Origin of the sequence: Streptomyces sp. B21-105, assembly GCF_036898465.1 — a bacterium.
Classification (GTDB): domain Bacteria; phylum Actinomycetota; class Actinomycetes; order Streptomycetales; family Streptomycetaceae; genus Streptomyces.
Map to the genome: position 1 here is coordinate 5,415,885 of NZ_JARUMJ010000001.1, position 26,075 is coordinate 5,441,959.

Annotated in this window: 26 protein-coding genes; 19 read left to right on the forward strand and 7 right to left on the reverse strand. The window is 71.0% G+C overall.

Annotation, left to right across the window (positions count from 1 at the left end):
- Position 1 precedes the first annotated feature (1 nt).
- From QA802_RS24430 to ccsB, 3 genes are read left to right on the forward strand one after another with little or no spacing between them, the layout of a single operon-like run.
- Positions 2 to 775, forward strand: a complete 774-nt coding sequence (locus QA802_RS24430; protein WP_334526536.1) for a cytochrome c biogenesis CcdA family protein — start codon at positions 2 to 4, stop codon at positions 773 to 775.
- Between the two features lie 3 nt (positions 776 to 778).
- Positions 779 to 2,575: a cytochrome c biogenesis protein ResB gene (gene resB / locus QA802_RS24435; RefSeq protein ID WP_334526539.1), complete on the forward strand. Its 1,797-nt coding sequence runs from the start codon at positions 779 to 781 to the stop codon at positions 2,573 to 2,575.
- Positions 2,572 to 3,684 carry a c-type cytochrome biogenesis protein CcsB gene (ccsB, locus tag QA802_RS24440; protein WP_334526543.1) on the forward strand — a complete coding sequence of 371 codons (1,113 nt, stop codon included), beginning with the start codon at positions 2,572 to 2,574 and terminating at the stop codon, positions 3,682 to 3,684. Before resB ends, ccsB begins: the two co-directional genes overlap by 4 nt.
- Positions 3,685 to 4,056: 372 nt before the next feature.
- On the opposite strand, the gene QA802_RS24445 is transcribed toward ccsB, so the two are convergent.
- The 3 genes from QA802_RS24445 to QA802_RS24455 form a co-directional block, all read right to left on the reverse strand.
- Entirely contained in the window at positions 4,057 to 5,619 is a 1,563-nt protein-coding gene (locus QA802_RS24445; protein WP_334526546.1) for an ABC transporter substrate-binding protein, read from the reverse strand.
- Positions 5,619 to 7,943, reverse strand: a complete 2,325-nt coding sequence (locus QA802_RS24450; protein WP_334526549.1) for a hypothetical protein — start codon at positions 7,941 to 7,943, stop codon at positions 5,619 to 5,621. The genes QA802_RS24445 and QA802_RS24450 overlap by 1 nt, the downstream gene beginning before the upstream one ends.
- Positions 7,944 to 8,146: 203 nt before the next feature.
- Positions 8,147 to 8,773, reverse strand: coding sequence for a hypothetical protein (locus QA802_RS24455; RefSeq protein WP_334526552.1), 627 nt, complete (start codon positions 8,771 to 8,773; stop codon positions 8,147 to 8,149).
- Between the two features lie 136 nt (positions 8,774 to 8,909).
- Between QA802_RS24455 and QA802_RS24460 the strand changes: the two genes are divergently transcribed.
- From QA802_RS24460 to QA802_RS24475, 4 genes are all read left to right on the forward strand, one after another.
- Complete coding sequence (locus QA802_RS24460) at positions 8,910 to 9,389, forward strand: nucleoside deaminase (RefSeq protein WP_334526555.1); 480 nt, start codon at positions 8,910 to 8,912, stop codon at positions 9,387 to 9,389.
- A 207-nt stretch (positions 9,390 to 9,596) separates the two neighbouring features.
- Positions 9,597 to 9,773: a hypothetical protein gene (locus QA802_RS24465; protein WP_334526558.1), complete on the forward strand. Its 177-nt coding sequence runs from the start codon at positions 9,597 to 9,599 to the stop codon at positions 9,771 to 9,773.
- Positions 9,774 to 9,799: 26 nt separating this feature from the next.
- Positions 9,800 to 11,686 (forward strand): ATP-binding protein, encoded by a 1,887-nt coding sequence (locus QA802_RS24470; RefSeq protein WP_334526561.1) that lies wholly within the window; start codon positions 9,800 to 9,802, stop codon positions 11,684 to 11,686.
- Positions 11,687 to 11,841: 155 nt separating this feature from the next.
- A complete protein-coding gene (locus QA802_RS24475; protein ID WP_334526564.1) occupies positions 11,842 to 12,069 on the forward strand; it encodes a type II toxin-antitoxin system VapB family antitoxin in 228 nt (75 codons plus the stop codon).
- 15 nt (positions 12,070 to 12,084) lie between these two features.
- Here the strand turns inward: QA802_RS24475 and QA802_RS24480 are convergent, their stop codons facing one another.
- Positions 12,085 to 12,480 (reverse strand): PLD nuclease N-terminal domain-containing protein, encoded by a 396-nt coding sequence (locus QA802_RS24480; RefSeq protein ID WP_334526566.1) that lies wholly within the window; start codon positions 12,478 to 12,480, stop codon positions 12,085 to 12,087.
- A gap of 87 nt (positions 12,481 to 12,567) precedes the next feature.
- Between QA802_RS24480 and QA802_RS24485 the strand changes: the two genes are divergently transcribed.
- On the forward strand, positions 12,568 to 14,025 hold the full coding sequence (locus tag QA802_RS24485; RefSeq protein WP_334526568.1) for a menaquinone biosynthesis decarboxylase: 1,458 nt from the start codon (positions 12,568 to 12,570) through the stop codon (positions 14,023 to 14,025).
- Positions 14,026 to 14,038: 13 nt separating this feature from the next.
- Here the strand turns inward: QA802_RS24485 and QA802_RS24490 are convergent, their stop codons facing one another.
- Complete coding sequence (locus tag QA802_RS24490; RefSeq protein ID WP_334526571.1) at positions 14,039 to 15,283, reverse strand: RNA-guided endonuclease InsQ/TnpB family protein; 1,245 nt, start codon at positions 15,281 to 15,283, stop codon at positions 14,039 to 14,041.
- Between the two features lie 28 nt (positions 15,284 to 15,311).
- On the opposite strand from QA802_RS24490, the gene QA802_RS24495 reads away from it, so the two are divergent.
- The 10 genes from QA802_RS24495 (at position 15,312) to QA802_RS24540 (ending at position 22,336) form a co-directional block, all read left to right on the forward strand.
- Positions 15,312 to 15,473, forward strand: a complete 162-nt coding sequence (locus QA802_RS24495) for an Arc family DNA-binding protein (RefSeq protein ID WP_334526574.1) — start codon at positions 15,312 to 15,314, stop codon at positions 15,471 to 15,473.
- A 102-nt stretch (positions 15,474 to 15,575) separates the two neighbouring features.
- On the forward strand, positions 15,576 to 16,481 hold the full coding sequence (mqnP, locus tag QA802_RS24500; protein ID WP_334526577.1) for a menaquinone biosynthesis prenyltransferase MqnP: 906 nt from the start codon (positions 15,576 to 15,578) through the stop codon (positions 16,479 to 16,481).
- A gap of 66 nt (positions 16,482 to 16,547) precedes the next feature.
- The gene (locus QA802_RS24505; RefSeq protein WP_334526580.1) at positions 16,548 to 17,210 is read left to right on the forward strand and encodes a UbiX family flavin prenyltransferase; all 663 of its coding nucleotides are present in this window, start codon (positions 16,548 to 16,550) and stop codon (positions 17,208 to 17,210) included.
- Positions 17,211 to 17,277: 67 nt separating this feature from the next.
- On the forward strand, positions 17,278 to 17,733 hold the full coding sequence (locus tag QA802_RS24510) for an Lrp/AsnC family transcriptional regulator (protein WP_307045217.1): 456 nt from the start codon (positions 17,278 to 17,280) through the stop codon (positions 17,731 to 17,733).
- Positions 17,734 to 17,847: 114 nt separating this feature from the next.
- On the forward strand, positions 17,848 to 19,011 hold the full coding sequence (gene mqnE / locus QA802_RS24515; RefSeq protein ID WP_334526587.1) for an aminofutalosine synthase MqnE: 1,164 nt from the start codon (positions 17,848 to 17,850) through the stop codon (positions 19,009 to 19,011).
- Between the two features lie 128 nt (positions 19,012 to 19,139).
- Complete coding sequence (locus QA802_RS24520) at positions 19,140 to 19,664, forward strand: GNAT family N-acetyltransferase (protein WP_334526590.1); 525 nt, start codon at positions 19,140 to 19,142, stop codon at positions 19,662 to 19,664.
- Between the two features lie 91 nt (positions 19,665 to 19,755).
- Positions 19,756 to 20,085 (forward strand): DUF4229 domain-containing protein, encoded by a 330-nt coding sequence (locus QA802_RS24525; RefSeq protein WP_334526593.1) that lies wholly within the window; start codon positions 19,756 to 19,758, stop codon positions 20,083 to 20,085.
- A gap of 39 nt (positions 20,086 to 20,124) precedes the next feature.
- Positions 20,125 to 20,805, forward strand: a complete 681-nt coding sequence (locus QA802_RS24530) for a TetR/AcrR family transcriptional regulator (RefSeq protein ID WP_334526596.1) — start codon at positions 20,125 to 20,127, stop codon at positions 20,803 to 20,805.
- A gap of 86 nt (positions 20,806 to 20,891) precedes the next feature.
- Complete coding sequence (locus QA802_RS24535) at positions 20,892 to 21,503, forward strand: TetR/AcrR family transcriptional regulator (protein WP_334526598.1); 612 nt, start codon at positions 20,892 to 20,894, stop codon at positions 21,501 to 21,503.
- The gene (locus QA802_RS24540) at positions 21,500 to 22,336 is read left to right on the forward strand and encodes an alpha/beta fold hydrolase (protein ID WP_334526601.1); all 837 of its coding nucleotides are present in this window, start codon (positions 21,500 to 21,502) and stop codon (positions 22,334 to 22,336) included. Before QA802_RS24535 ends, QA802_RS24540 begins: the two co-directional genes overlap by 4 nt.
- Positions 22,337 to 22,366: 30 nt before the next feature.
- On the opposite strand, the gene QA802_RS24545 is transcribed toward QA802_RS24540, so the two are convergent.
- Positions 22,367 to 23,227 (reverse strand): MaoC family dehydratase, encoded by an 861-nt coding sequence (locus tag QA802_RS24545; RefSeq protein ID WP_334526603.1) that lies wholly within the window; start codon positions 23,225 to 23,227, stop codon positions 22,367 to 22,369.
- On the reverse strand, positions 23,227 to 24,603 hold the full coding sequence (locus QA802_RS24550) for a 3-oxoacyl-ACP reductase (RefSeq protein ID WP_334526605.1): 1,377 nt from the start codon (positions 24,601 to 24,603) through the stop codon (positions 23,227 to 23,229). Before QA802_RS24550 ends, QA802_RS24545 begins: the two co-directional genes overlap by 1 nt.
- 89 nt (positions 24,604 to 24,692) lie before the next feature.
- Here QA802_RS24550 and QA802_RS24555 point away from each other — a divergent pair, with 89 nt between their 5' ends.
- Positions 24,693 to 26,042, forward strand: coding sequence for an acetyl-CoA C-acetyltransferase (locus QA802_RS24555; RefSeq protein WP_334526607.1), 1,350 nt, complete (start codon positions 24,693 to 24,695; stop codon positions 26,040 to 26,042).
- The last annotated feature ends 33 nt before the right edge of the window (positions 26,043 to 26,075 follow it).

Genomic DNA, 26,075 nt, shown 5'->3' on the forward strand with positions numbered 1-26,075 from the left:
CGTGAGCGCGCTCACCACGTTCGCCGCCGCCACCGACCCGAACCAGACGGTGATGAGCGGCGCGCTGCTGCTCGCTCTGCCGCTCGCCCTGTTCGGCGGACTCGTCTCCTTCTTCTCGCCGTGCGTCCTGCCGCTCGTCCCCGGCTATCTCTCCTACGTCACCGGCGTGACCGGCACCGACCTCGCCGAGGCCCGGCGCGGACGGATGGTCGCCGGCGCCTCGCTGTTCGTCCTCGGCTTCACCGCCGTGTTCGTCTCCGGCGGGGCCCTGTTCGGGTACTTCGGCCAGACGCTCCAGGAGAACCAGGGCGTCCTGTCCAAGGTGCTGGGCGTCCTCATGATCCTCATGGGCGTCTTCTTCATGGGCCTGATGCCCTGGATGACACAGCGGGAGTTCCGCTTCCACCGCAGGCCCGCCGCCGGGCTCGTCGGCGCTCCCTTCCTCGGCGCGCTGTTCGGCATCGGGTGGACCCCCTGCATCGGCCCGACCCTCGCCTCCGTCATCGCCCTCTCCTCCCAGCAGGGCAGCGCGGGCCGCGGTGCCATACTGACCGTCGCCTACTGCCTCGGCCTCGGTGTGCCGTTCGTGCTCGCCGCGGTCGCCTTCCGCAAGGCGCTCGGGGCCTTCGGCTGGGTCAAGCGGCACTACGTCTGGGTGATGCGGATCGGCGGCACGATGATGATCGTGACCGGTCTGCTGCTGCTGACCGGTGCGTGGGACCGCATCGTGCAGGACATGCAGTCCTGGTCCGCCGGCTTCACTGTGGGGATCTGATCCATGAGCAAGAGCACGGTCGACACCGGCCCCGGTGAGACGCCGCCCCCCTCCGGGAAGCAGGACCTCGGCCCCGGTGAGACGTCGGCCGCCGCCGAGGAACAGGATCTCGGCGCGGCCGGATCCCAGTTGTCGACCGCGCCCGCGGACTCGCTCGCCAGCATGCCCGCCCTCGGCGTCATCGGCTGGGCCCGCTGGTTCTGGCGGCAGCTCACCTCCATGCGGGTCGCCCTGCTGCTGCTCCTGCTGCTCGCGCTCGGGGCGATCCCCGGCTCGCTGATCCCGCAGTCCGGCAACGACGAGACGAAGGTCGACGACTTCCGCCGGGCCCACGAGAGCCTCGCCGGCGTCTACGACCGGCTCGGCCTCTTCCACGTCTACAGCTCGGCGTGGTTCTCCGCGATCTACCTCCTGCTGTTCGTCTCCCTCGTCGGCTGCATCGTGCCCCGCACCTGGCAGTTCGTGGGCCAGCTGCGCGGCCGCCCGCCGGGCGCGCCGAGGACCCTGACCCGGCTGCCGGCCTACACGACCTGGCGCACCGAGGCCGAGCCGGAGCAGGTGCGCGAGGCCGCGCTGACGCTGCTGCGCAAGCGCCGCTTCCGCGCCCACCAGGCCGGGGACGCCGTCGCCGCCGAGAAGGGCTATCTGCGCGAGGCCGGCAACCTCGCCTTCCATATCGCCCTCATCGTGATGCTGATCGCCTTCGCCTGGGGCCAGCTCTTCAAGTCCGAGGGCAACAAGCTGCTCGTCGAGGGCAACGGCTTCTCCAACACCCTCATCTCCTACGACGACTTCAAGTCCGGCAACCTCTTCGACACCGACGACCTGAACCCGTTCAGCTTCACCCTGGACAAGTTCACCGGCACCTACGAGACCTCGGGCCCCAACACCGGCACCCCGCGCACCTACCAGGCCGCCCTCACCTACAGCGTCGGCGCGTACGGCAAGGACCAGAAGACCCTCGTCAAGGTCAACCACCCGCTGGAGATCGACGACTCGAAGGTCTACCTCACCGCTCACGGCTACGCCCCGGTGATCACCGTCCGCGACGGCAAGGGCAAGGTCGTCTTCCATGACGCCGTCCCGCTGCTGCCGCTCGACTCCAACGTCACCTCGTCCGGCGTGATCAGGGTTCTCGACGGCTACCGGAACGCCCGGGGTGTCAGCGAGCAGCTGGGCATCTCGGCGTTCTTCCTGCCGACGTACACGCCGGGCAGCGAGACCGCCTCCACGTTCCCGTCGCTGAGCAACCCGGTGCTGAACCTGACGCCGTACCACGGCGACCTCGGCGTCAACTCGGGCATCCCGCAGAGCGTGTACCAGCTCGACAAGAGCCACATGAAGGAGTTCAAGGACTCCAAGAAGGCTCAGCTGCGCGCGAACCTGAAGCCCGGCGAGACGATGACCCTTCCCGGCGGGGCCGGCACGGTCACCTACGACAGCACCCGGCAGTGGGCCAACTTCCAGGTCACCCAGCAGCCGGGCAGCGGCTGGGCGCTGGGCGGCGCGATCACCGCGATCTTCGGGCTCGCCGCCTCCCTGTTCATCCAGCGCCGCCGGGTGTGGGTGCGTGCCGTGCGGGGCGCGGACGGGGTGACGGTCGTCGAGATGGCCGGCCTCGGCCGCAGCGAGTCCGCCAAGGTGCCCGAGGAACTCGGCGCTCTCGCCGGAACCCTGTACGACCAGGCTCGCGGGGCCTCCGACCCCGAGGACGACTCAGACGCCCCAGACGACTCAGACGCCTCACCCGAACCCACCGACCCCCACGTCGTACCCGCCGAAAAAGGGGCTGAGCAGTGACTCTCGCCGCCGCGACCGAGTTGGCCGCCGCCACCAACGAAAACCTCGCGAGCATCAGCAACACGCTGATCTACTCGTCGATGGCCGTCTACACCCTGGCCTTCTTCGCATACATCGCCGAATGGCTCCTCGGCAGCCGCAGCAAGGTCGGCCGGACCGCCGCCGCGCTCACCGCCCAGCCGGCCGCGCAGGCGAAGGGGCCGGCGAAGGGGCCGGCCGTCACTGTGACGAAGGGCGGCTCCACCGCCGTCCTGGAGCGGCCGCAGGTCGTCGTGCGCTCCGCGGCCGGCGCGCGTGACGTGCCCGACGGGCCGGGCGCGCACGGCGGCGACGAGCAGGGCGACATGTACGGCCGGATCGCCATCTCCCTCACCGTGCTCGCCTTCCTCGTCGAGGTGGGCGGCGTGATCGCCCGTGCGGCCTCGGTGCAGCGTGCGCCGTGGGGCAACATGTACGAGTTCAACATCACCTTTTCCACGGTGGCCGTCGGCGTGTACCTCGGCCTGCTCGCGCTGAAGAAGAACGTGCGCTGGCTCGGCCTGTTCCTGATCACCACGGTGCTGCTGGACCTCGGCCTGGCGGTCACCGTCCTCTACACGGCGAGCGACCAGCTGGTCCCGGCGCTGCACTCGTACTGGCTGTACATCCACGTCTCCACCGCGATCTTCTGCGGCGCGGTGTTCTACGTCGGCGCGGTCGCCACGATCCTGTACCTGTTCAAGGACTCCTACGAGAACAAGCTCGCCAACGGCGGCACGCCGGGCAGGTTCGCCAACTCGGTCCTGGACCGGCTTCCCGCCTCCGCGTCTCTCGACAAGTTCGCCTACCGCGTGAACGCGGCCGTCTTCCCGCTCTGGACGTTCACGATCATCGCGGGCGCGATCTGGGCGGGCGACGCGTGGGGCCGCTACTGGGGCTGGGACCCCAAGGAGACCTGGTCGTTCATCACCTGGGTCGCCTACGCCTGTTACCTGCACGCCCGCGCCACCGCCGGCTGGAAGGGCCGCAAGGCCGCCTACCTGGCGATGATCGCCTTCGGCTGCTGGCTGTTCAACTACTACGGCGTCAACATCTTCGTCTCCGGCAAGCACTCGTACGCGGGCGTGTGACTCTCGTACAAAGAAGGCCGGTTCCTGTGACGTGGGTCACCGGAACCGGCCTTCGTCGTGCGGACGGGCAAGGGGGCGTGGATACGATTCCGAGCACGACGAGCAGTCTGAGGAAACGCATCCGCGCGGGGGACCACGACGCCTTCGGTGAGCTCTTCGACGCCCGCGCACGCTCCGTCTACCTCTGACCTTGGCCAGTGCACCGGGCTTGGGAGTGGACGACGGCCGAGGAGATCGTCTCGCCGACCTTCCTGGACGCCTGGCGGCTGCGCGGGAAGCTCGACGAGGACGGCGGTTCGCTGCGCCCGTGACTGACAGGCATCGCCACCCACGTCACGCGCAACACCCGCCGCGCGGCCCGGAGAACAGGGCTCAGGACGGCGGCAGGCACTCCTTTCCCGGGGGTTTGCCCTCCGGCCAGGCGATGCGGACGAAGCGGGAGCCGCCGTCGGGGTGGAGTTCCACGATCGGCACCGCCTTGTCGTACGGGTTGCCGTGCACGTCCAGGCAGATCCAGCCGCTCGCCCCGCTCACTCGCAGCGAGCCCTTGACCTGGGGCCACTGGAGGCCGACGTCCGCCAGGGTCGGGACGTTCCCGCCGTCCGGCGTGGCCTCGCGGATGCCGTGGACGGCCAGCGTCATCGCGTCGTAGCCGATGATCAGCTGACCGTCCTCCAGGGCGACCTCGCCGATCGGGCCGACCGGCTCACGGACGCTCCGGGCGAGCAGGTCGGTGAGGACCTTCGCGTCCTGCGCGGAGCCGCCCGTCAGCCCCGCCGGGGCGTTCGCCCAGGCGTCCGGGTGGGCGAGCGAGGTGTAGCGGACGGACAGGTTGTGGGTGAGGGCGGTGCGGTCCAGCTTCTTGTCGCCGGACAGGTACGAGCCCTCGTCGCCGGTCAGCACGGTGAACTTACGGTCCTGGCAGCCGCGGGTGCCCAGAGCGTTCACGAACTGCCGCAACTGGGTGTGCCGGCCGGCGAACAGGATGGTGTCCGTGCCCGCCGTGGTGTCGCACACCAGATGCGTGATCTGCCGGAAGGTGTTCGCGGTGGTGCCCTCCTGGGTGCGGTCGGCGGGCGGGGTGAACGGCTGCGGCTCGTAGGGAGAGCCCTTCAGCAGAACGGCGAACGACGTCTGGAGCGTCCGGGTGTAGGGGTCGCCGGGCTTGTCGTACACCAGCAGCGCCCGTCCGGCCTCGACCTTGGCGAACGAGGCCAGGGCGCGCGCCTCGTCTGTGTTGGTGGGGGCCACCCGGGCCAGCCCGGGGAACGGGTCCTTGCCGTTCTGCCCGTTGGCGAGGTCGTCGGCGGTGATCGACGCGCCGACCACCGGGATGCCCCGCCGGGTCAGCTCCGTCACCGCCTTCTTGTTGGCGTCGGTGCTCTGGCCGACCCCCGCCACCGCCCGCAGCCGGTCGTCGCCCCGTGCCATGCGCTCCAGCTGGTCGACCATCGTCTCCCAGTGGGCGCTGGTCGCCCCCGGGTTGGCGAGCACCAGCCGGATCGCCGGGGCCTGCCCGTTGGAGGTGTGGTTGGCCTGCCACTGCGCGAGGTACGCGCCCTGCAGCTCGTGCTGGATGTCGCTGAGCGTCGAGGGGGTAGTGGCGGTGTACGGCAGCATCAGCGCGACCGTGACGTAACCGCCCTTCTTCAGACGGCTGTTCTCCCGGTCGATCGCCTTCACCGCGTCCCGCAGTTGGGCGTGCCCGAAGTCGAATGCGCCCGCGGCCACACCCACGCATTCGTCGCTGTCGGGCGGACGGGCCACTCCCGGCGCGCACGCGCGGTTCTCCGCGGTGACCGCCCGCACGGCGAAGACCAGCCCGGCCACCACGGCGGCCGTGACCAGCAGTGCCAGATAGCGGTAGAGACGGATCTCCCAGATCTCCCGAAGCCACCGCACCAGCGGGCTTCTGACCCCGCCGCCCTCCGCCATCACGCCTCCCCGTCCCCGCTGTTGCCGCCGTGTCCGTTTCCGGCGTTTCCGTCCCCGCCGTCCCCGCCGTCCCCGCCGTTTCCGCCGTTTCCGCCGTTTCCGTCGTCCGGTCCGTTGCCGGGCCTGTCGCCGTCGCCGTTTCGGCCGTTTCCGTCGCTTCGGCCGTTCCCGCCGTCCCCGTCCCCGCCCCTGTCCGCGTCGTCGCCGTCCTCGTCAGGGATGCTCAGTGGGCGGCCCGCGAGGGCGTCGCGGGGCCATGCCCGGGAGGTCGCGAACAGCAGCGCGCCCCCGGCGGGCCGCAGATCGGACAGCTGGAGCAGTTCGAACTCCAGCCGCTCGCACACTCGTGGATCCGGCAGGACCAGCGGGTCGGACGCCTGCCACACCGCGTGCAGCAGCCGCCGTATCCGCAGATGCAGGGCCCGGTCGACGCCCTCGGGCGGTTCTTCGCCGGCGTCGGTGCGGCCCAGCGCGACCGCCGAGCGCCGGTCCTCGTCCCCGTCCGCGTCGCGCCCCTCGGTGTCGTGCGCGTGGAAGTAGGGCGCGGTGCCCAGCAGCCGCAGCGTCAGCAGCCAGGTGCGGGTGGCGAGGACCGGGAACGTGTCACGCAGGTGGGCGACCGCGCCGGCCGGGTCCCCGAGGGCGAGGCGGTGGTACAGACGGAAGGCGTCCACGCCGGGATTCGGGGTCCTGGAGTCCCGGCCCGTCGCGAAGTAGTGCTCGATCATCGTCTCGTGCGTCTCACGCCACCCGGTGTGGTCGGCCTGCCGGTGGTGCAGCCGGAGCAGCAGCAGGGTGCGCAGGAACGGGTCGCCGACGAAGTGCCCGGCGTCGACCGGGAGCCCCTCCTCGGCCAGCCGGATCCGCAGCGACCGTACGCCCGACGAGCCGAAGTCGTCGGGAAGCCGGGCCTGCGCGAGGGACGTGGCGGAGGCGTGGTCGTGGGCCGCCGCGAGGACCGTCAACTCGTCGAGCCGGTCGGCGGGGACCAGCCGGGCCAGCAGCTCGGCGTAGACGGGCCGGCCCTCGTCGGCCTGCCCCTCCTCCAGCCTGACCTTCGCGGTGAGCAGGCGTCCCAACGACGCCGCCTGCTCGGGGTGCTGCCGGGCGGCGGTCGCCAGCAGCACGATGCCGAGCGGGTTGCCGCCGGTCAGCCGGTGGGTGGCATGCGGAAACCGGGGCGGCAGTTCCACGTCGTCGCACACCGCGCCCACCATGTGCAGGGTGTCGTCGGGGGAGAGCGGCGGCAGCGGTACCGCCAGCGCCCGCGAGGACGGCGAAGCGCCCGGCTGCCAGTCGGTGGCCCGGGCGACGTCCGGCAGCGCGCGGCGCACGGCGTCCCCCAGCGCCGGATGGTCGGGGCCGCGTACGGTCGCCACCCACACCACCTGGTCGGCGGTCCCGTCCGCCCGGTCCCGCAGGACGGCGTCCAGCAGTCCCGGACCCGGACCGCCGCCCGCGTTGTCCAGCAGCACCAGCGGCCGGCCCAGCCGGGTGAGGTGCGAGCCGAGCCCCGAGTACGCCTCGGCCAGGTCGGCGAGCAGCGCCCGCACCAGCCAGCGCTCGGCGTGCTCGCGCGAGGTGCCGCCCGCCCGGAAGTTCCCGGCGAGCAGCAGCAGGCCGCGCTTGGCGTTGCCGCCCGCGTTCGGATAGGAGCGGTACCAGGTGGCCGGCTTCTGCTCCCTGCGGTGCGTGACCCCCTCGGACAGCGCCTCCAGGGTGGCCTCGACGGTCGCCGCGACGAACGGGCCGCCGCCGCTCGCCGCCGCGATCACCTTCGACGCCACCTTCGCCGCCCACCGCCCGGCCAGGCTGAAGCGCGAGGCCCGCTCGTTCAGCAGCAGGATGCGCACCAGTTCGCGCCGGATGCGGTCGGAGTCGGTCCGGCCGCTCCAGTCGCTGGCCCGCACGGCCACCAGCCCGGCCGTCAGCCGCGGGAACGTGAGCTGCCCGGCCGCCCGCACCGGCTCCGTCAGCTGCTCGGCGACCACCAGCAGCGCCTGCCACACCGGTGACCACGACTCGGGGCTCTCCTCGTGCGGCGGCCGGGCGAACTGCTCGTCCTCGCAGTCGATCGACGCGACCGGCGTCCGCCTGCGGGCCTCGCCCCGGCGGGTGTGGTCCGTGTAGGCGTCCCACAGCTCGGCCAGCACCGCGCTCTTGCCGAGTCCCCGGCCGCCCGTCAACACCAACAGCGGTGGCCCGCCGGGGTGTTCGAGTTTCTCCGCGTGCAGCTCGTAGGGACGGATCCCGACGAGCCGCGGTACGAGGCCGGCCGGATCGACGTCGAACAGCGCGCCCCGCCCGTACAACCGTCTGTGCACCGTACCTCCCCCAGGGCCGGTCCCTGACGCAAGGGTAAGGAGAGGGAGTTGATATCCGCCAGATCGCGTGGTGCCGGTCTGGCGACGAACGTGGCCTCACACGGCGGCCGGACCGGCGAAACCCGAGGGACTGGAGGGACCAGCGAGACTGGAGGGACTAGAGGGGGCGGCCGGACCGGCGGGCCCGACCCGCGCTCCGTGGGTCACCAGTTCGCTTCGGCGGTGGTCTTCGCCGGGCCGAGGACCTGCACATGGCCGTGATCGCCGTACACGGAGAGCCGCCAGCGGGCGAAGACCCTGGCGGTGCGGTCGGCCCCCGCCTGCTCCCACAGGCCGTAGTCGACGTGGACGACGGCCACACTGCGGGCACTGTCGGCGGGCACGCGGATCTGGACGCTCGTCACATGCGCGGAAACGGCGGCGTCCGCCTCGGGGACGCTCGACGCGAGGTACGCGCGGAACTCGCGGAGCATCGGGAACCAGCGATGCGGCCCCTCCGCCGGCACACCCCCACCGTCGTCGGTGGTGTTGTCCGCGCCGGTCCCCTGGTCGTCGGTGGTGGTGTCGGGGCCGGTGCCCTGGTCGTCGGTGGTGGTGTCGGGGAGGGTGCCCTGGTCGTCGGTGGTGGTGTCGGGGAGGGTCTCCTCGCCGTCGTCGCTCGTCTCGTCCCCCGCGGACGATTCCGACGATCCCCCTCCGGACCGGTCCCCTGCCCCCTGCGTCCCTGCCGCCTGCGTCCCCGGGCGTTCCGTGCCGCAGGCGGCCAGCGGCAGACAGCAGCAGACGAGCAGTGCCGCGACGGGCGTGTACCGGTTCATCACGAACTTCATCGGCTTTCCCCCTTCGGCCTGTGAGAGAGGCTCGCGCGGTCCGGGGTTCCTTCGGCGGTGCCGGAGATGTGCGGTGGCCGGCCGCCGATCGAGTGGCGGCGTTGCCCCCGGCCGTCCGCCGCAGCAGCATGAGCGCATGGAGCGCAATCAGCGTACGCATCACCTTCTGGACCGGCCGACCGCCCGGACCTGGCTGGCCACCGCCGTCGCCGAGGCGCGGACCGGACTCGCCGAGGGCGGCATCCCCGTCGGCGCGGCCCTGTACGGCCCGGACGGCACGCTCCTCGGCCGCGGCCACAACCGCCGCGTCCAGGACGACGACCCCTCCGTGCACGCCGAGACGGCCGCCTTCCGCGCGGCGGGCCGGCAGCGCTCGTACCGCGGCACGACGATGGTCACGACCCTCTCCCCGTGCTGGTACTGCTCCGGCCTGGTCCGCCAGTTCGGCATCTCCCGGGTGGTCGTCGGAGAGGCTACGACCTTCCGGGGCGGCCACGACTGGCTGGCGGAGCACGGCGTGGAGATCGTGCTGCTGGACGACGCGGAGTGCGTCTCGATGATGCGCGACTTCATCGAGCGGAACCCGACCCTGTGGAACGAGGACATCGGCGAGTGATTCCGCAGGTCGGCTCGCACGTCTACCTGCGCGCGAAGCTGGACTCCATCACCGTCGGCTGAACTCCGCCCGCGTTTCCGGCCGGAAACACCTGTCCCCTACCGCGACTCCTGTTTCCACCTGCGGAAACAGTCGGTGTTTCCGTTCCGCAACACCCTTGGTCCTCGCCACGCTTGAGCACATGTCGAGGCATCCAAGGAGGCTGTCGTGAACCGTACGTTGCTGACCACTCGCTCGGCCCTGATCTTCCTGCTCGCGGTCCTGTGTGGCATCGGCGCGGGCGTCCTGACCGGGTTGACCGGGCCGAGCACCGCACAGGCCGTCCTGACGGGTGCGGCAGGCTTCGGGCTCGCAGTGCCGTTCTTCAACAGCCTCATCGACTGACCCTGGAGGTGGAAGGGGCGCAGGCGGTGGGAATCAATGACGACCAGGGACACGGAGAGGCGGGACGGTCTGTGGGGGAGCAGGGGTTCGACGACGGGGAGCCGTCCTTCGGCGACGTGGAGCACCTCAAGGGCTTCCAGTCCTTGCGGCCCGACCTTTCGCAGGAGACACGGGACCTGGTTCTCGCGATGCGTGGCCTTTTCAAGGCGACGCGGCTGAGTCTGCGTGTGTTCGCCGCTCGCCATCATTTCAGCGCGCCTTCGGTCTCCCGCTACCTCAAGGGTGACCGCATTCCCGACAAGCAGTTCCTCGACGTCCTCATGAAGTCGGCCTGCGAGCGGAACGGGTGGGAGGTCACCGCCGATCTGCAGGCACATCTGTATCAGCGGTACCGCGAGGCCCTGATGGCCGATCAGCCCGCCCGGTGCCGAGAGCAGATGGCGAGCGACAGGCTGGAGGACGCGGTGCTGAGGCAGGAGGACGCCGAACTGCGCATCCACGACCTCGAAGGGAACCTGTCCCGCCACAGGGAACAGCTGGACGGGCTCAGGACGCGTATGAAGGAGCTCGAAGCCGCCTGCGCGCTGGAGCAGCGGGAGCTCGGCTCAGAGCTGGACCTGTACCGCCGTCAAAAGGCCGATCTCGAAGTCCGCGGCGAGCACCTGCGCGAGACGATCGCGGAACTGGAGGCGGCGCTCGCCGAAGCGGTCCGGGAACGCGATGCGGCGAGGGCGCGCTGTGGGGAACTGGAGGCGGAGCTCGTCGCCGTCGAGGAGTCGGCGGACCGCGAACGGCTGGAGAGGCGCGTCGCCGAGGAACGTCTGCGGGTGGCGAAAGCGGAGGGTGCCGCCGCAGAGCGTCGCGTGGACCTCGAACGGGCCAAGCGGGACGCCGAGCGGCTGCGCCTGGAGGCGGAGGCCCAGGCCAGAGAGATCATCGAAGAGGCCAACAACAGGGTGACCAGGATCCGGCCCTCGGTCGTCACCAGGTCGGCAGCACTGCGCCAGCTGCGGGACGCGGCACTCGAGGTCGCCGACGTCAGGCTGCCCGCAATGGTCGAGGGGATCTCCCCAGCCGACTCGGCCGACGTCGTCAGCACGGTCAAGCCGATCGGCATCCAGACCAAGGACGAGATCGGGGAGGTCGCCCGGGCATTCGACCGGCTCCATCTTCAGGCGGTTCGTATCGCCGCCGAGCAAGCGTCGCTCCGCGCGGTTTTCGGCGGTATGGCCCGTCGACAGAAGGCCTTCATCGAAGCGCAGCTGGATTTGGTCTTCCGACTGCGTCGCCCGGACTCGGACGCCGGCCAGCTGGAGGGGCTCTTCCGCCTGAACCACTTGGCCGCCCGTCTGGGGCGCATCAGCGAGACCCTCCAGCTTCTCGCCGGCGGCGTGCCCGACCGATACGGGGACCGGGGCGTCCGCCTTGCCGACGTGTTCCGCGCCGCCTCCTTCGAGGTGGAACAGTACGAGCGCTTCGATCTGTCCGGTCTTCCGGAAGTCGAGATCCGCGGCGTCGCCGCGAGCGGCCTTGTCCACCTGTTGGCCGAGTTGCTGGAGAACGCCGCCACGTTCTCCTCGCCGAAGACCGAGGTCCGTGTCACCGGCTACCTGCTGCCCGACGGCCGTGTCCTGCTGGAGATCCACGACCAGGGATGCGGCCTGACTCTCGAGGACTTTGGCGACGTCAACGCGCGGCTTGCCGACCTGCGGGCAGCTCCGGACGCCGGGACCTCCGAGCGCATGGGCCTCTTCGTGGTGCGTCGCATCTGCGAACTGTACGGTTTCCGGGTCCAGCTACGTCCCTCCGACCGGGGCGGCGTCACCGCCCTGATCATGCTGTCGCTCCAGCACGTCAACCGCGACCGCCCGGACACTCACGACACCGGCGCCTGGAGCCCGGACATCGCGTAGTCGACGACGGCAGGGCGGTAGCGGGCGTGCCCGGTGTCCCGGGGTGCCGCGCGGAGCCCTGGGCCGCGTTCGTCGAGCCGGTTCGCTCCTGATGTCGACTTCCGGCTTATTCGATGTCGTGGCGAGGTGGAAGCTGGCTGAACCGGGGAGGACGCATGGCGCGAACAGTCATCGACGTGGACGACGAAATGCTCGCCGAGGCGGCCGAGATCTTCGGGACGACGACCAAGGTCGCGACGGTCAACGCCGCTCTGGAGGATGCGGTCAACCGCAGGAAGCGGGCGTCCTTCCTGGGCTGGCTGGCGGAGGGCGGCCTGCCTGATCTGACCGGTCCGGTCAGTGCCTCGGGCAAGCCGCACGGGGCCGCCGGGACCGCGGACTGAGCGAGGCTGTCCGGCTCAGCCTTCCGTGGGGTCCTCGCCTGTTTCGCGGCGCTTGAGTTCGTCCTCACGGCGGCGCAGGTCGGCTTCCCAGTCCTTGAGGAGCTTCTCGTCCTTCTTGTTCTCGTCCTTCAGGGACTTGAGGAACTCGGGGTTGTCGTCCGGCGCGACGAACTCCGTGCGGTGGTTGCGGTGCCACTGCGACGGCGTGGAGCCGCCCGCCGGCGCGTGCCGCGTCTTTCCGGCGACCAGCCAGGCGATCGGGCCCACGAGCACCTCGCCGAAGAGCAGGATGATGATGACCCAGACCACCTTGGGCAGCCCGCGCACCTCCTCCTCGGGGGTGTTCAGGCAGTCGATGAAGGCGTAGATCCACAGCGCCAGGACCAGCAGGAACGGCAGATACCTGAGCATGGTGGCGGGTTCTCCCGGAAGACGGCGGCAGGGCGCGGGCGGCCCCGGTGACGGGGTCAGGGTAGCGGGTGGCCGATACTGGGACACATGGCTTATGACGATCTTCGTTCCCTGCTCAGGGCACTGGAACGCGAAGGCGACCTCAAGCGCGTCAAGGCCGAGGTCGATCCGTATCTGGAGGTCGGGGAGATCGTCGACCGGGTCCAGAAGTCCGGCGGCCCCGCGTTGCTCTTCGAGAACGTGAAGGGCTCCAGCATGCCCCTCGCGATGAACGTGTTCGGCACCGACCGGCGGCTGCTGAAGGCCCTCGGGCTGAAGTCGTACGCGGAGATCAGCGACAAGATCGGCGGGCTGCTGCGCCCCGAGCTGCCGCAGGGCTTCGTGGGTGTGCGCGAGGCCTTCGGGAAGCTCGGCGCGATGACGCACGTGCCGCCGAAGAAGGTGAAGCCGCAGGACGCGCCCGTCCAGGAGGTCGTCCTGTACGGCGACGAGGTCGACCTCGACGCGCTGCCCGCGCTCTTCACCTGGCCGCAGGACGGCGGCTCCTTCTTCAATTTGGGCCTCACCCACACCAAGGACCCCGAGAGCGGCATCCGCAACCTCGGCCTGTACCGCCTCCAACGCCACGACAAGCGCACGATCGGCATGCACTGGCAGATCCACAAGGACAGCCGCAACCACTACCAGGTCGCCGCCCGCAAGGGCGAGAAGCTGCCCGTCGCGATCGCCTTCGGCTGCCCGCCCGCCGTGACGTACGCCTCCACCGCCCCGCTCCCCGGTGACATCGACGAGTACCTGTTCGCCGGGTTCATCGCCGGCAAGCGGATCGAGATGGTCGACTGCAAGACGGTGCCGCTGCAGGTGCCGGCGCAGGCGGAGGTCGTCATCGAGGGCTGGCTGGAACCCGGCGAGATGCTGCCGGAAGGCCCCTTCGGCGACCACACCGGCTTCTACACCCCGCAGGAGCCGTTCCCCGCCCTGAAGATCGACTGCGTGACGATGCGGAAGCGGCCGCTGCTCCAGTCGATCGTGGTCGGTCGGCCGCCGACCGAGGACGGGCCCCTCGGCCGGGCCACGGAACGCTTCTTCCTGCCCCTCCTCAAGATCATCGTCCCGGACATCGTGGACTACCACCTGCCCGAGGCCGGCGGCTTCCACAACTGCGCGATCGTCTCGATCGACAAGAAGTACCCCAAGCACGCGCAGAAGGTCATGCACGCGGTCTGGGGCGCGCACATGATGTCGCTGACCAAGCTGATCGTGGTCGTCGACGCCGACTGCGACGTCCACGACCTGCACGAGGTCGCCTGGCGGGCGCTCGGCAACACCGACTACGCCCGCGACCTGTCGATCGTCGAAGGCCCCGTCGACCATCTCGACCACGCCTCCTACCAGCAGTTCTGGGGCGGCAAGGCGGGCATCGACGCGACGCGCAAATGGCCCGAGGAGGGGTACACGCGCGACGGCGGCTGGCCCGAGATGGTCCTGTCCGACCCGGAGACGGCGGCCAAGGTCGACCGCCGCTGGAAGGAGTACGGGCTTTGACATCCTCCCCGTCCTAAAGGACGGGGATTCCTGGCTCACGTTGGCTGGGGATCAGCGATCCGCCAGCTCTTACACGATCAACACCAGCCGGGTCGAGACCAGCCCGGACCAGCATCACGCGTGCGGAGTTCTTGTCCCTGGGGGATACGACTCCGCACGCGGTGCAGGTGTAGGTACGTTCCGAAAGAGGAAGTGCGTGCTTGGTTCTCGCTCCGCACGACGCGCGGTCCATGGTGGTGTGCGCGGGATGCACGAGGCGGATGTCCCGCCCGTGCTTGCGGCCCATCTCGATCAGGGCCGTCTTCGTGGCGCCGATCGCCGCGTCAGCGGCCTTGCGGGCCATGGTGGTCTTCGCGAGGAACTTCGGGCGGAAGTCCTCGACGGCGATGGCGTCGTGGTCGAGGACCACGCGCTTGGCCCACTTGCGGGCGGTGTCCTGCCGCTGCCGGGCCGCCTTCTTGTGCACCTTCGCGGCCTGCGGCCGGGCTTGCCGGTAGCCCTTGGAGGCGGCCTGTCCCCTGGCGGGGCGGCGGCGGGCCATCATCCGCTGGTAGCAGGCGCGGCGCTGCGCCGACTTCTTGCCGTGCCCGGCGTGGGGAAGATCGTGGGCGTCGGATGTGGTGGTGGCGGTCTCCTTGACGCCCCAGTCCACGCCGAGCACTCGCCCCGTCTCCGGGAGCGGCTGCGCCTGGGTGGCGACGACGAACGAGGCGTACCAGTGGCCGAGGCTGTCCTGGTACACGCGAACGCTCGACGGCGCGGACGGCAGGTCGCGGGACCACACCACCGCCAGCACGATCCCGCCCGCGACGTGCAGGCGGCCGTCCTTCAACCGGAAGCCACGGGCGGTGTAGTTCAGCGTGGGCAGCGCGTCCCGCTTGCGCTTGATGCGGGGCATCCCGGCACGCTGCCGGACCGGAAGCTTCGCCTTGATGTCCTTGAGCGCCTTGGCACGGGACTTGGCGAAGTCGCGGATGGTCTGCTGCTGCGGCACCGACGCGCCCTCACGCAGCCAGGCCATCACGCCCCGAGCCTCGGTCAGCATCCTGTCGAGCTGCGCCGGGCCGCACGTCGTCTTCTCGGCGGCATCCCGGTTCGCGGCGTGGACCTTGCGGGACATGGCCACGCACTCGTTCCACACCCACCGGCAGCGCGCCCACTCGGCCGACAAGCTGGCGCGGGCGGTCGACGACACGCGGAGCCGGTAGGTGTACCGGGCGCACCCCGTACCCTCCGCGCCTTCCTGTCGTGCCGTCATGACACCATTCTACCACTACAGTTGGGGTATGAATCATGAAGAAGTGCGCATCACGCTCCGCCTGCCCGCGGACCTTCACGCGTGGCTCGTCGTCGTCGCCAAGCGCGACCGGCGGTCCCTCAACTCCGAGATCGTTCACCGGCTGGAGGTCGGGTGCGACAACGCCCCGGCAGACGACCAATCACCCTGACGGCGATTGCTCTATCCCGTGCCCCGCTACGCGGGAGCTTCGATTCCTCCCCGGCCTGGAGGACTCTGCTGAGAAGGCCGGGGCATCCTCGAAGGAGGCTCGGTGACCTCCGCTTCCGCGGCGCTCCCGCAGCAGCCGGGGCGCACCAAGGCCTTCCTGCGCCTGGTGATGATCGAGCACTCGGTCTTCGCGCTGCCCTTCGCCTACATCGCCGCGCTGACGGCGATGTACGAGCTGGACGCCAACATCCACTGGGGCAGGCTGCTGCTGGTCACCGTGTGCATGGTGGGCCTGCGCACCTTCGCCATGGCGGTCAACCGGATCATCGACCGAGAGATCGACGCCCGTAACCCGCGCACGGCGCAGCGCGAGCTGGTGACGGGTGCGATGTCGGTGAAGCACGCCTGGACCGGCGCGCTGATCGCCGTCGCCGTGTTCCTCGGCTCGGCGGCCATGCTCAACCCGCTCTGCCTGGCGCTCGCCCCCATCGCGGTCGTCCCGATGGTCGTCTACCCCTACGGCAAGCGTTTCACGAACTTCCCGCAGGCCATCCTGGGTCTGGCGCAGGCGATGGGGCCGATCGGCGGCTGGCTGGCGATCACCGGCGAGTGGTCCTGGGACGCGGTGATCCTGGGCCTCGCCGTCGGCGTCTGGATCGGCGGCTTCGACCTGATCTACGCCTGCCAGGACGTCGAGACCGACCGGGAGACCGGCGTCATGTCGGTCCCGGCCCGCTTCGGCATCCCGGCGGCGGTCAAGGGGGCGCGCGTCTGTCACGCCGCGACGACCGCGCTGCTCGTCTGGTACGCGGTGGCGACCGGCGCGGGCGCGTTCTTCTGGCTGGGGCTGCTGATCGTCGCGGGCGCGTTCGTGTACGAGCACACCATCGTCCGCCCGCACGACCTGTCCCGCCTGAACAGGGCGTTCTTCTCGACGAACGGGTTCATCGGCATCAGCTTGTTCGTCTGTGCGCTCGCCGACCTGATGGTGCGTGGGCTCACGGTGTAGTCCGGTCCTGAAGACCTCAGCGCCCACCGGTACGCTCGAGGTGTGAACGCAGGAGAAACGCAGCGCGTGCCTTGGATCGTGGGGGTGTCCGGGGCGTCCGGTACGCCCTATGCCGCTGCTGTGCTGCGTGCGCTGCTCGCCGGGGGCGAGAACGTGGACCTGGTGGTCAGCCGGGCCTCGCGGCTCACCCTGCTCGACGAGACCGGGATCTCCTTCCGGGACGCGCACTGGCGTGACGACCTGCGGGAATGGCTCGCGCGCGGGGCCGACGGCAAGCCGGGCGCGTTCGACGTGGACGTCAGCGGCGACCGGGTACGGCACTGGAGTGCGGGGGATCTCGCCGCCGGACCGTCCTCCGGGTCGTATCCCGTCAAGGGGATGCTGATCGTGCCCGCGTCGACGGCCTGCGTCGCCGGCGTCGCCCTCGGCCTGTCGAAGGACCTGCTCCAGCGGGCCGCGAGCGTCACGCTCAAGGAGCGGCGGCCCCTCGTCGTGGCCGTGCGCGAGACCCCGCTGAACGGGCAGACGCTGCGGCAGCTGGTCGCGCTGGACGACGCCGGCGCGAGCGTCGTGCCCGCCTCACCCGCCTTCTACGCGGGGGCCACCCACATCCAGGACCTGGTCGACTTCGTCGCCGGGCGCGTACTCGACGCGGCGGGGGTCGCGCACGGGCTCTATCGCCGGTGGGACGGCGATCTGGGCGGCGCGGCCGGAACCCGGGCCCCCTGAGCGCCATCTGAGCAAGTCGCAGTACCTCTCATCTTTCAGGAATCTTGATCGGAAGGCTTCGATTCGCATGGACGCGGTGGACAGGCAGCTCATCCAGGCCCTCCGGGAGAACGGCCGGGCCTCGTACGCGGAGCTGGGACGCCTCGTCGGCCTCTCGGGACCCAGTGTCACCGACCGCATCAACCGGCTGGAGGCGGCCGGCGTCATCACCGGCTACCGGGCCACGGTGAACTCCGCCCAGCTCGGCCTCGGCGTCATCGCCCTCATCGGCATCTCCCTGTCCGACGCGGCCGACCACGAGGACGTGGCGGCCCGGCTCAAGGACCTCAGCGAGATCGAGGACTGCTGGTTCATCGCCGGCGACGACTCGTTCATGCTCAAGGTGCGGGCCACGGACGTCGACGGTCTGGAGAAGATCATCCGCCGGCTCAGCGGGACCAAGGGCGTGTCCCGGACCCGTACCACCATCGTGCTCTCGACGAAGTGGGAGAACCGCGTCGGGGAGCTGCCGGAAGAGGTGTAGGGGCGAAGACGTACGGTGGGTCGGGCCGGCAGGGAGCCGGGCCGCCGGGAAGTCGTCGGCAGTGGTCGGCAGTGGTCGGTAGTCGTGGGTAGGTCGTCGGTGAAAGGTGTGGGCATGGACGTCGGGCTCAAGCGCGAGCTGGAGGAGAAGGTCAGGGCCGGTGAGCGGCTGACCCGTGAGGACGGCGTCGCGCTGTACGAGTCGGACGACCTGGCGTGGCTGGGCGGCCTGGCGCACGAGGTGCGGACCCGCAAGAACGGCGACGTCGTGCACTTCAACGTCAACCGCCACCTCAACATGACCAACGTGTGCACGGCCTCCTGCGCCTACTGCTCCTTCCAGCGCAAGCCGGGCGAGAAGGACGCGTACACGATGCGCATCGAGGAGGCGGTGAAGCTCGCCAAGGCGATGGAGGGCGAGAACCTCACCGAGCTGCACATCGTCAACGGCCTGCACCCGAACCTGCCGTGGCGTTACTACCCGCGCTCGCTGCGCGAGTTGAAGGCCGCCCTGCCGAACGTCTCGCTGAAGGCGTTCACGGCGACGGAGATCCACCACTTCGAGACGATCAGCGGGCTCACGGCCTCGGAGATCCTGGACGAGCTGATCGACGCGGGGCTGGAGTCGCTGACCGGCGGCGGCGCGGAGATCTTCGACTGGGAGGTCCGGCAGCACATCGTCGACCACCGCACCCACTGGGAGGACTGGTCGCGCATCCACCGCCTCGCGCACGAGAAGGGTCTGAAGACCCCGTGCACGATGCTGTACGGCCACATCGAGGAGCCCCGCCACCGCGTCGACCACGTCCTGCGGCTGCGCGAGCTGCAGGACGAGACGAACGGCTTCCAGGTCTTCATCCCGCTGCGCTACCAGCACGACTTCGTGGACATGAAGGACGGCAAGGTCCGCAACCGGCTCCAGGCCCGTACGACGATGGCGACGGGCGCGGAGGCGCTGAAGACGTTCGCGGTCTCGCGGCTGCTCTTCGACAACGTCCCGCACGTGAAGGTCTTCTGGGTGATGCACGGCGTCCAGACCGCGCAGCTGGCGCTCCAGCACGGCGCGGACGACATGGACGGCTCGGTCGTCGAGTACAAGATCACCCACGACGCCGACAACTACGGCACGCCGAACAAGCTGACCCGCGACGACCTGCTGGACCTCATCCGGGACGCCGGGTTCCGCCCCGTGGAGCGCAACACCCGCTACGAGATCATCCGCGAGTACGACGGCCCCGACCCGGCACTGCGCGAGTCGCCGCAGCCGATGCGGGTGTGATGCCGGCGGTGTGATGCCGGCGGTGCGAGCCCGGCGGCGGATCGGGAGCCGGGGGCCGGTGGGCCGGGGGCTGGTCCAGGATCCGAGAACGGCGGCGCGGCTCCTGTCGTAAGGGTTACGATTCGATCGTGACCCTTACTTTCACCCTCGACCCCACTGTCGCCCCGGCCCTGCGCGACGGCGTCCTCGACCTGTGGACGGACGTCTCCAACGCGGGCGGCGCGGTCGGTTTCGTGGCGCCCGTGTCGCGCGACGAGATCCGGCCGGATCTGGTGAGGCAGCTCGCGGCCATGGCCGAGGGCCGCAACCGGCTGCTCGTCGGCCACGACGCGTCGGGTCGGGTGGCCGCGACCGCGTTCTTCGCCTTCAACAGCCACCGCCTCCGTACCCACTGGGTGATGCTGCACACGGTGATGGTCCACCCCCGCCACCAGGGCAAGGGGCACGGCCGCGACCTGCTGGCCGCCGCCGCGGACGCGGCCCGCGGCTTCGACGGCATCGAGGCGATCCGGCTCGGCTGCCGCGGCGGACTCGGCCTGGAGCACTTCTACGGCTCCTGCGGCTACAAGGAGGTCGGCCGGGTGCCCGGTGCGATCCGGGTCGGGCCGGGCGACGACCGCGACGACATCACCATGCTGCTGCCGCTGACGTGACGCCCGGGGCCCGTCCACCCCGCTGCAAGATCGGGAGCCGGGCGTGCTTCACTGGACGGCGGCCCCTTTGGAATCGGAAGTCTGGATTGAGATGCTCCGCTACACGCTGATGCGCCTCGGTGTCTTCGCAGGCTGCCTCGTGGCCGTCTGGGGACTCGTCTACTCGGGCGTCGTCCCGCGCGGCCTCGGTGACTCCAACGGCATGTGGATCGTCCTGCTGGCCCTGGTGATCTCCGCGCCGATCAGCTTCGTCGTGCTGCGCAAGGAACGCGACCGCGCCTCGGTGACGGTCGTCGAGCGGGTGGACCGTATGAAGGCCAACCTCGAGGCCAACCGGGCCCAGGAGGACGAGGCGGTCGACTCCGCCCACACCCAGGGCCGGGCTGGGGAGCAGGGCAGGACGCAGGAACAGGCGTCCTGAACGGGACTGCCGGTGGCGGGGCCCAACTAGGCTTGCCCCATGGGTGCCGTGAAGACCAAGCGGATGCCGCGTGCGGTCCGTGAGCAGCAGATGCTGGACGCCGCCGTGGAGACCTTCGGCCGCCGCGGGTACATGGCCGCGTCGATGGACGAGATCGCCGAACTCGCGGGCGTGTCCAAGCCGTTGGTGTACCTGTACCTGAACTCCAAGGAAGACCTCTTCACCGCCTGCATCCGGCGGGAGGCCGCGTCGCTCGTCGAGGCGGTCCGCAACGGCGTTCGCACGGATCTGCCCGCCGACCGCCAGCTGTGGGACGGCCTGCGGGCGTTCTTCGCGCACACCGGGCGGCATCCGCACGCCTGGACCCTCCTGTACCTCCAGGCCCGCACACACGGCGAGTCCTTCGCCGGCGAGGTCGCGGCGATGCGCGAGGAGATCGTCGCGTTCGTGACGCAGCTGATCGCCGTCGCGGCCCGGGAGGCCCTCCCCCACCCTCGGCTGCGCTCGTGCGGGGGGACCACCACCGACCCCGACCTGCCCGAACGCGAGGTCGCCGGGCTCGCCGAGGCCCTGGTCGGGGCCGCCGAGTCACTCGCCGCCTGGGCCAACACCGACGACGCCGTCTCCTCCCACCAGGCGGCGGCCACCCTGATGAACTTCGCCTGGGCAGGCCTCGGCAACCTCATGAACGGCCACCCCTGGTCCCCACCGGCTGCCTGACCGCCAAAGCGTGAACCACCGGCCCCCGATTGCAGTTCCTAGGGGCTCTAGGTTAAAACTAGAGCTCCTAGGATCCAGGAGGGTGCATGGCACGGGCCGGGCTGACGGCGGAGCGGGTGACGATCGCGGGCGCCGAGCTGGCGGACGAGGTCGGGTTCGACCAGGTGACCATGTCGCAGGTGGCGCGGCGGCTGGGCGTGAAGGACGCGAGCCTCTATACGCACGTTCGCGGCCTGGAGGATCTGCGGGGACGGATCGCGCTTCTCGCGGCGGACGAGAAGACCATCCGCATCGCGGAGGCGACCGTCGGCCGGTCGGGGAAAGCCGCTCTGGTCGCCTTTGCGAACGCCTGGCGGGAGTACGCACACCAGCACCCGGGCCGCTACACGGCGACGCAGACGCCGATCCAGATCGACCCTGAGCTGGCCTCGAAGGCGCCCGGACCGCGGCGCGCGGTCGAACTGACCTACGGCATGCTGCGCGGCTACGGACTTGCCGAGCCTGACCTGACCGACGCGGTCCGGCTGCTGCGCAGCACGTTCCACGGGTTCGTCGCCCTGGAGTCCGCGGGCGGCTTCGCGCACGAGCGTTCACCGCAGCAGTCGTGGATCCGCGCCCTCGACGCGCTGCACACCCTCCTGGAGCGCTGGCCCCCGTCCCGAGAATCCCGAGAATCCCGAGAAGGAGACCGAGCATGACCGATCCGACCATCGGCAGCCTGCGGGTGAACGGCGCCGATCTGCACTACGAAGTGCGCGGCCAGGGCCCGTTGCTGCTGCTGATCCCCGGAGGGACGGGCGGCGCCGCCTCCTTCGACGGCATCGCCGACTGCCTGGCCGCCGAATACACCGTTGCGACCTACGACCCGCGTGGCATGTCCCGCAGCACGCTGGACGACCCCGACGCCGAGCAGCGAGTCGCTGAGCACGCCGATGACGCGTTCCGGATGCTGGAACTGCTGTCGTCCGATGAGCCCGCCCGAGTGTTCGGCGCCAGCTCGGGTGCGATCGTCGCAGTGCACCTGCTCACCGCTCGTCCCGAACGCGTCGCACGCGTCGTGGCGCACGAGCCGCCGTTGGTGGAGGTCCTTCCGGACGCCTCGGAACACCGCGCGCTCATCGCCCGCGTGAAGGAGACCTTCCGCACGCAGGGGCTCATGCCGGCGATGGCCGCTTTCGCAGCGGGGCTGAAGAAGGACGGCGCCGCCACCGCACCGGAGGCCGAGATCGAACTTCCGCCTCAGGCAGCGGCGCGGGCCGAGCAGACGATGGCGAATCTGCCGTACTTCGTCGGGCGCATCGTGCCCGCCTTCATGTCCTACGCGCCGGACATCCAGCGGCTCAAGGCGCTGTCGGACCGGCTCGTGCTCGCATGCGGCGAGGACTCGCGTGGCGAACTGCCCTACCGGCCGGCCGCTTTCCTGGCCGAGCACCTTGGCACGGAGCTCCATCACTTCCCGGGTGGGCACACCGGACTGACTACACATCCCGCCGAGTACGGAGAGCTCCTGCGGAAGGCCCTACGTGCCTGAACCACTCGGTTCGGCCCTCCCGATCAGTCTCTAGACGCGGTCCACGCGGCCCGTCACGTGGATCCGGGTCGGGTCTTCCGTGCCGCACAGGACGAACCGTGCGCCGTCCGACGCGAACGACACCGTGCCCGGGAGCAGGACCGGAGCCCGGAAGTCGGCCCGGACCCGTGCCCGCTGCGGGACGCCGTGGGCGGCGAGGCAGCGGGCGACGGTCCACATGCCGTGCGCGATGGCCCGGGGGAAGCCGAAGAGCCGGGCGGTGAGCGGGTGGAGGTGGATGGGGTTGCGGTCGCCGGAGGCGGCGCCGTAACGCCGGCCGACGTCGGCGGCGAGCCGCCACTCGTCGAGCACCGGCAGCGGGCCGGGTTCCGGTTCCCTGGCGGCGGGCGCGGCCCGGGTGGCGTGCCGGGCGAGGTATCTGCTCGTCGACTCCCACACGGTCTCGCCGTCCTGTCCCAGCTCGGTGATCACGACGGCCTCCGTCCCGCGCCGGTGCGCCGCCAACTCCTCGACGCGCACCGAGAGTTCGTAGGCCCCGGCGGACGCGAGGGCGGCGCGGCGGGTGATCTCGATCGAGGTGTGGACGAGGCCGAGCAGCGGGAGCGGGAAGTCCCGGCCGCTCATGATGCCCATGGCCAGCGGGAAGCCCAGGACGTGCGGGTAGGTGAGCGGCAGCGAGTCCTCGCCGGTGGGGAAGCCGCAGACGCGTTCGTAGGCGGCGAGCCGGGGCAGGTCCACGCGCAGGCCGGGCACGACCAGGCGGTCGCCGGCGCCGGCGAAGGAGACGCCCGGGCGGGGGTGCTTGAAGGGGGACCGCAGCGCCCCGCGGGCGAGCAGCGGGCCGAGGGACGGAAGCGCGGTCAGGGTTCTCGGCGTGGTCGGAGTGCGCACTACGCCCCCAGCAGGCTCTGGCCGCACACCCGCACGACCTGCCCGTTGACCGCGCCGGACGCGGGGTGGGCGAGCCACGCCGTCGTCTCGGCGACGTCGACGGGCAGCCCGCCCTGCGCCAGGGAGTTCATCCGCCGGCCCGCCTCACGGATGAACAGCGGCACGGCGGCCGTCATCTTCGTCTCGATGAAGCCGGGGGCGACCGCGTTCACCGTGACCCCGTGCTCGGCGAGCGCGTGGGGCGCCAGGGTGCGCACGAGTCCCGCGATCCCCGCCTTGCTCGCGCCGTAGTTCGTCTGGCCCGCGTTGCCCGCGAGTCCGGCGATGGAGGCGGTGGCCACGATCCGCCCGCCCGGGCGCAGCACACCCTTGGCGAGCAGCGCGTCCGTGGTGCGCAGCACGCTCGCCAGGTTGACGTCGAGCACCGAACTCCAGCGTTCGGCGGGCATGTTGACCAGCCGGCGGTCCCTGGTGATTCCCGCGTTGTGGATCAGCACGTCCAGTCCGTCGGGCAGTTCGGCGGCGATCCGCTCACCGGCGTCGGCCGCGGTGATGTCGAGCGCGAGGGCGGTGCCGCCCAGCCGTTCGGCGACCCGCCGGGCGTCGTCCTCGGCCTGCGGCACGTCGAGGACGACGACCCGCGCGCCGTCCCTGGCCAGCGTCTCGGCGACTGCCGCGCCGATCCCGCGGGCGCCGCCGGTGACGAGCGCGGTGCGGCCGGCGAGGGGGAGCGACCAGTCGTCGGGACCGGAGGAGCGGGAGGAGCGGGAGGGGCCGACTGGGTCGGCGTGGAGGCTGCCGGAGCCGGCGGCCTCCACTGCGATCACCTGCCCGCTGACGTAGGCCGACTTGGGGGAGAGGAGGAAGCGCAGGGTGGACTCGGCGGCCTGCGCGTCGGTCAGCCGGACCAGGTTCACCGTCCTGCCGCGCCCGACTTCCTTGCCGAGGGAGCGCACAAACCCTTCCAGGGCCTGCTGCACGGCCGCCTGGCAGTGGTCGCGGGGGTCGAGGGGCGCGCCGAGGACGACGATCCGGCCGCTCGCCGCGACCGACCGCAGCACCGGGTGCAGGGCCGCGTGCGCCTCGGCGAGCGCTTCGACGTCCCGGACGCCGGTCGCGTCGAGGACGATGGCGGCGGGGTCCGGGACGTCGGCTCCGCCCACGCCGGCGGGCCCGTGCGGCGGCAGGCCGGCGCGGGACAGTACCGGCTCGAGGTCCAGGGCGGACCTCCCGGCCGTAAGGTGGATCAAGGAGCCGGTGAGGGAGGGACGTTCGGCTGACCAGCGCTGCAGCGCCGCCGGTTGCGGAAGGCCGAGCCTCCGGGTGAGGAAGCGGCCCGGTGCGGTGGCGGTGAAGCTCAGATAGCGGTCGGCCATGTTCGTCTCCCACGGGCTCGGCACACATGCTTACTCTGGAGTAAGGTTACCTGGGGTAAGTCTAGGTCAAGGGTGAGGAGCAGGTCGAGATGAGTGCCTCGGAGCCGTCACGGCTGAAGCTGGTGGAGCCCTCGCTCCACACCCCTCCTTCCGAGCCCCCGCGCGCCCGCCGGGTCGCGATCGTCGGCGGCTCGCGCATCCCCTTCGCCCGCTCCGACGGCCCCTACGCCACCGCCTCCAACCAGGAGATGCTGACGGCGGCCGTCGACGGGCTGGTGAGCCGGTACGCCCTCGACGTCCCCGGCGTGGTGGGGGAGGTGGTCGCCGGGGCCGTCCTCAAGCACAGCCGCGACTTCAACCTCGCCCGCGAGACCGTCCTCGGCTCGAAGCTCGACCCCCGCACCCCCGCCTACGACATCCAGCAGGCCTGCGGCACCGGCCTGCAAGCCGTGATCGCCGCCGCCAACAAGATCGCCCTCGGCCAGACCGACTCGGCGATCGCGGGCGGCGCGGACACCGCGAGCGACGCGCCGCTCGGCGTCAACGACCGGCTGCGCCGCATCCTCCTGGAGGCCCGCCGGGCGAAGACGACCGGAGCCCGCCTCAAGGTGCTCGCACAGATCCGCCCCTCCCACCTGATCCCCGAGATCCCGCGCAACGCCGAACCGCGCACAGGCCTGTCCATGGGCGAGCACGCCGCGGTCACCGCCCGCGTCTGGGGCGTCGAGCGCGAGGCCCAGGACGTGCTGGCGGCCGCCAGCCACCAGCGCCTCGCGGCCGCCTACGAGCGCGGCTTCTTCGACGACCTCGTCGTCCCCTTCCGCGACCTGGCCCGCGACCAGAACATGCGGCCGGACTCCACCGTCGAGAAGCTGGCCCGGCTCAAGCCGGTGTTCGGCGTCGACGGCCCCGAACCGACCATGACGGCGGGCAACTCGACGCCGCTGACGGACGGCGCCGCGGTCGTCCTCCTCGCCTCCGAGGAGTGGGCCGAGGCCCGCGGCCTGGAGCCGCTCGCCTACCTGACGGCCTACGAGACGGCGGCCGTGGACTTCGTACGCGGCGACGCGGCGGGCGCCGGAAACGGGAGCGGCGACGGCCTGTTGATGGCCCCCGCGTACGCCGTCCCGCGGATGCTGGAACGGGCCGGCCTGGGCATGGAGGACTTCGACCTGGTGGAGGTCCACGAGGCCTTCGCCTCCCAGGTGCTGGCGACGCTGTCGGCCTGGGAGAAGCAGGGCCTCGCCCCGGTCGACCGGGACCGGCTGAACGTCGCCGGCTCCTCGCTCGCCACCGGCCATCCCTTCGCCGCGACCGGCGCCCGCATCGTCGCGACGCTCGCCAAACTGCTCACCGAACAGCACGGCCCCGCGCGCGGCCTGATCTCCGTCTGCGCGGCGGGCGGCCAGGGAGTGACAGCGATCCTGGAACGGGCGTGACCGGAGAGAGCCCCGCACTCGACTAACGGCAAA

Excerpts from the sequence above, each read along its gene's own strand:
- resB (WP_334526539.1), top strand. The coding sequence starts at position 779 with ATGAGCAAGAGCACGGTCGACACCGGCCCCGGTGAGACGCCGCCCCCC.
- QA802_RS24445 (WP_334526546.1), bottom strand. The coding sequence starts at position 5,619 with ATGGCGGAGGGCGGCGGGGTCAGAAGCCCGCTGGTGCGGTGGCTTCGG.
- QA802_RS24455 (WP_334526552.1), bottom strand. The coding sequence starts at position 8,773 with ATGAAGTTCGTGATGAACCGGTACACGCCCGTCGCGGCACTGCTCGTC.
- QA802_RS24460 (WP_334526555.1), top strand. The coding sequence starts at position 8,910 with ATGGAGCGCAATCAGCGTACGCATCACCTTCTGGACCGGCCGACCGCC.
- QA802_RS24475 (WP_334526564.1), top strand. The coding sequence starts at position 11,842 with ATGGCGCGAACAGTCATCGACGTGGACGACGAAATGCTCGCCGAGGCG.
- QA802_RS24480 (WP_334526566.1), bottom strand. The coding sequence starts at position 12,480 with ATGCTCAGGTATCTGCCGTTCCTGCTGGTCCTGGCGCTGTGGATCTAC.
- QA802_RS24485 (WP_334526568.1), top strand. The coding sequence starts at position 12,568 with ATGGCTTATGACGATCTTCGTTCCCTGCTCAGGGCACTGGAACGCGAA.
- QA802_RS24490 (WP_334526571.1), bottom strand. The coding sequence starts at position 15,283 with ATGACGGCACGACAGGAAGGCGCGGAGGGTACGGGGTGCGCCCGGTAC.
- QA802_RS24495 (WP_334526574.1), top strand. The coding sequence starts at position 15,312 with ATGAATCATGAAGAAGTGCGCATCACGCTCCGCCTGCCCGCGGACCTT.
- QA802_RS24510 (WP_307045217.1), top strand. The coding sequence starts at position 17,278 with ATGGACGCGGTGGACAGGCAGCTCATCCAGGCCCTCCGGGAGAACGGC.
- mqnE (WP_334526587.1), top strand. The coding sequence starts at position 17,848 with ATGGACGTCGGGCTCAAGCGCGAGCTGGAGGAGAAGGTCAGGGCCGGT.
- QA802_RS24525 (WP_334526593.1), top strand. The coding sequence starts at position 19,756 with ATGCTCCGCTACACGCTGATGCGCCTCGGTGTCTTCGCAGGCTGCCTC.
- QA802_RS24530 (WP_334526596.1), top strand. The coding sequence starts at position 20,125 with ATGGGTGCCGTGAAGACCAAGCGGATGCCGCGTGCGGTCCGTGAGCAG.
- QA802_RS24535 (WP_334526598.1), top strand. The coding sequence starts at position 20,892 with ATGGCACGGGCCGGGCTGACGGCGGAGCGGGTGACGATCGCGGGCGCC.
- QA802_RS24540 (WP_334526601.1), top strand. The coding sequence starts at position 21,500 with ATGACCGATCCGACCATCGGCAGCCTGCGGGTGAACGGCGCCGATCTG.
- QA802_RS24550 (WP_334526605.1), bottom strand. The coding sequence starts at position 24,603 with ATGGCCGACCGCTATCTGAGCTTCACCGCCACCGCACCGGGCCGCTTC.
- QA802_RS24555 (WP_334526607.1), top strand. The coding sequence starts at position 24,693 with ATGAGTGCCTCGGAGCCGTCACGGCTGAAGCTGGTGGAGCCCTCGCTC.